The organism is Streptomyces sp. UNOC14_S4 (assembly GCF_020740835.1).
Taxonomy (GTDB): Bacteria; Actinomycetota; Actinomycetes; order Streptomycetales; family Streptomycetaceae; genus Streptomyces.
Window position 1 is genome coordinate 1 of record NZ_JAINFC010000744.1, and the last position, 2,697, is coordinate 2,697.

The 2,697-nt window shown below is 71.9% G+C and carries 2 protein-coding genes and 1 pseudogene; 2 read left to right on the forward strand and 1 reads right to left on the reverse strand.

The genetic code is table 11. The features are described 5' to 3' along the window. Positions 1-80: 80 nt before the first annotated feature. Positions 81-911 carry an SGNH/GDSL hydrolase family protein gene (locus tag K6I34_RS35210; RefSeq protein WP_229332100.1) on the reverse strand — a complete coding sequence of 277 codons (831 nt, stop codon included), beginning with the start codon at positions 909-911 and terminating at the stop codon, positions 81-83. A gap of 235 nt (positions 912-1,146) precedes the next feature. On the opposite strand from K6I34_RS35210, the gene K6I34_RS35215 reads away from it, so the two are divergent. Together K6I34_RS35215 and K6I34_RS35220 are read left to right on the forward strand one after the other, a co-directional pair. Continuing rightward, positions 1,147-2,127 carry a YafY family protein gene (locus K6I34_RS35215; protein WP_229332101.1) on the forward strand — a complete coding sequence of 327 codons (981 nt, stop codon included), beginning with the start codon at positions 1,147-1,149 and terminating at the stop codon, positions 2,125-2,127. After that, a pseudogene (locus K6I34_RS35220) lies at positions 2,124-2,697 on the forward strand (radical SAM protein); the annotation flags it as partial. The gene K6I34_RS35215 and the pseudogene K6I34_RS35220, both read left to right, overlap by 4 nt.

Here is a 2,697-nt window from a genome sequence, read left to right on the forward strand (position 1 = left end):
AGCGGGATGCGGGCACGGGCACGGATACGGGCATGGGGCGGTCCAGGTGGGGTGACGGGAGGCTTGCGCGGTGCTCCGGCTCAGCGGCAGCCGAGCTTGCCGTACCGCTCCTCGCCGGTCCACGAGCCGGTGGCCCACTTCGCCGGGTCCGCCGGAGCGAACCCGTACGCCGTGCCGAGCTGCTGCGTGAACCACTTGGCGAAGGCGGCGGAGCCCTGCTGGCACGAGTGGATGCCGTCGGACGACCGCTGGGCCTTCCCGGCCCCGGCATCAGTGCCCCACAGCGCGGAGGAGTCGAGGAACCGCACCTCGCCGCCGCTGCGGTCGGCAGCCTCCTTGGCCGCCTTCGGGGCACTCGCGATCGCGCCCTCGTACTTCTTGTAGAAATCGTCGATCTTGAAGGGCGGAGCCGAGACGATCACCAGCTCGGCACCCGCCTCCCGCGCGGTCCTCGCGAGCTTCTCGTACGAGGCACGCTGCTGCTCAGGGCTACCCCAGTCGTAGGTGGTGATCTGGTACGCGATCACGTCCGGGCGGAAGGACGCGATGTTCTTCGCGAGGTCCTTCCACGTCCCCTCCGCGATCTTCCCGGCCATCCTGTCGCCCTCGACAACGGTGCCGCCGCCGTCGGAGGCCGCGTTCTTGAACTCCGCACCGCTCGCCTTCAGCGCCGCCTCCAGAGGCGGGGCTTCGGCACCGGCGATGGAGTCGCCCATCCACAGGACCTTCTTGCCCGTCTGCGCCGCCGAGGTGCCGCCCGTCTTCGAGCCGCCGTCCTTCTCGCCCCCGGCTCCGCAGCCGGTGAGCACGGCACTGGTCACCGCCGTGGCCGCGAGGAGCGCGGCAAGCGCGGTCCGGCGGTGACAGCGGGGGAACGGGCGGGTCTGGTGGGAAGTGATGTCCTTGTGCATGCCTGCAGGCAACCAGCGCGCCCGGCCGGTTCGCCCCGCGGTCATCGATCGGTCACACAACAGGCAAGAAGCGGTCACCGGGACCATGTCTCTGCGCGGCGAGCCGGACCCTGCTCGTCGCCTGCCTGCGCCAGGGCCTGTGCCTCGCTGACCTCATGGACAGAATGGCTGTTCAGCGGCCCGACTCCGGGTTTTAGGTCGGGAAATGTCCTATTGGGCTGGGATGCTCCCGGGCATGAGTGATACTCCCGGCCGCCTGCTGCGGCTGCTTTCCCTGTTGCAGTCCCCGCGCGAATGGCCTGGTCACGAGCTTGCCGAGCGCCTCGGCGTCAGCCCGCGCACCATCCGCCGCGACGTCGGCCGCCTGCGCGAACTCGGCTACCCCGTCCACGCCACCCAGGGCAACACCGGCGGCTACCGGCTCACCGCCGGCACCGCCATGCCGCCCCTCCTCCTGGACGACGAGGAAGCCGTCGCCATCGCCATCGGCCTGCGCACCGCCGCCGCGGGCTCGGTCGCCGGCATCGAGGAGACCTCCGTACGCGCCCTGGCCAAACTGGAGCAGGTCCTCCCCTCCCGCCTGCGCCGCCGCGTCACCGTCCTCCAGGAGGCCGCGGTCGCCGTCCCGCAGGGCGGGCCGAGCGCCGACGCCGAACACCTCGCCCTCCTGGCCGCCGCGTGCGTCACCCACGAGAAGGTCCGCTTCACCTACCGCGCCGCCAACGGGCAGGAGACCCGCCGCCTGGCGGAGCCCCACAGCCTCGTCGCCGCCGGACGCCGCTGGTACCTCGTCGCCCACGACGCCGACCGCGCCGACTGGCGCACCTTCCGCCTCGACCGCCTCACCGACCCGATGCGCACCGGCGCCCGCGTTCCGCCCCGCGAACTGCCCGGCGGCGTCGATGCCGCGACCTGGGTGGCCACCACGCTCAGCGGCACCGCCGGCCACCGCGCCCTGCTCCTCGTCCACGCCCCGGCCGAACAGGTCGCCGACCGCGTTCCCGCCACGCTCGGCGTCGTCGAGGCCGTCGACGAGCACACCTGCCGACTGCTCACCGGGGCGGACTCCCTCGAATACCTCGCCTACCGCATCGCCGTCCTCGGATACGACTTCGACGTCCTCGACCCGCCCGAACTCGGCCCGCACCTGCGCACCCTGGGCGAACGCGTCCTGCGCGCCGCCAATAGCGTCGAACGGGCAGGAGACGCCCGGTGAACAGCCAGCCGGGCCTGTTCGACGCGGCCGAGGTGACACCACCACCCGTACCGGCCCCCGGATTCCGGGACATCACCTTCCACGAACAACGCGCCCGCACTCTGCTCAACAAGATCCCCGGCGCCCGCCCCGGCGGCATGGCCTGGACCCTCAACCCCTACCGGGGCTGCACCCATGCCTGCACCTACTGCTTCGCCCGCGACGGCCACGCCCACCTCGGTTTGGACACCGGCAACGGCTTCAACACCCAGGTGGTGGTGAAGACCAACGCCGCCGAGGTGCTGCGCCGCGAGCTGCGCGGCGGGAAGACGGGCGACGACTGGGTCATGGTCGGCACCTCCACCGACTGCTACCAGCGCGCCGAGGGCCACTACCGGCTCATGCCCGGCATCCTGGGCACGCTCGCGGAGTACCGCGTCAACTTCACGACCACGACGAAGAGCGCCCTCCTGCGCCGCGACATCCCCCTCTTCGCCGAAGCCTCCCGCGTCGCGAACGTCCTGGTCATGACCTCTCTCGGTTCCCTGGACGAGCGGGTGTGGCGCGCCTTCGAACCCCACGCCGCACCCC